Source organism: Zoogloea oryzae (assembly GCF_030161255.1).
GTDB classification, from domain to species: Bacteria; Pseudomonadota; Gammaproteobacteria; order Burkholderiales; family Rhodocyclaceae; genus Zoogloea; species Zoogloea oryzae.
In genome coordinates, this window is the sequence record NZ_BSPX01000275.1 from 402 (window position 1) to 720 (window position 319).

At 38.6% G+C, this 319-nt stretch carries 1 protein-coding gene; it reads left to right on the plus strand.

Annotated elements, in window-relative coordinates:
• Positions 1–87: 87 nt before the first annotated feature.
• Positions 88–219, plus strand: coding sequence for a photosystem II protein N (gene psbN / locus QQK25_RS24990; RefSeq protein ID WP_189986852.1), 132 nt, complete (start codon positions 88–90; stop codon positions 217–219).
• Positions 220–319: the final 100 nt, after the last annotated feature.

Sequence of the window (319 nt, forward strand, 5' to 3'; positions counted from 1 at the left end):
GTTTGAGATCTATTGACTTTGTATACTATTCCATTATAAATCAATGATCTTATCATAGATCCATTGTGGTCTTGAGATTATATGATAATGGAAACAGCAACTCTCGTCGCCATCTTTATATCTGGTTTACTTGTAAGTTTTACCGGGTACGCCTTATATACTGCTTTTGGGCAACCCTCTCAACAACTAAGAGACCCGTTCGAGGAACACGGGGACTAGTGAAAATCACGTAATGAGCCTCCATGAGAGGCTCATTACATTACTTTCGTTGCGATAATCAGAAATATTTTCTACTTTTTAGTCGGAACCTTAGGGGGTT

Excerpts from the sequence above, each read along its gene's own strand:
- psbN (WP_189986852.1), top strand. The coding sequence starts at position 88 with ATGGAAACAGCAACTCTCGTCGCCATCTTTATATCTGGTTTACTTGTA.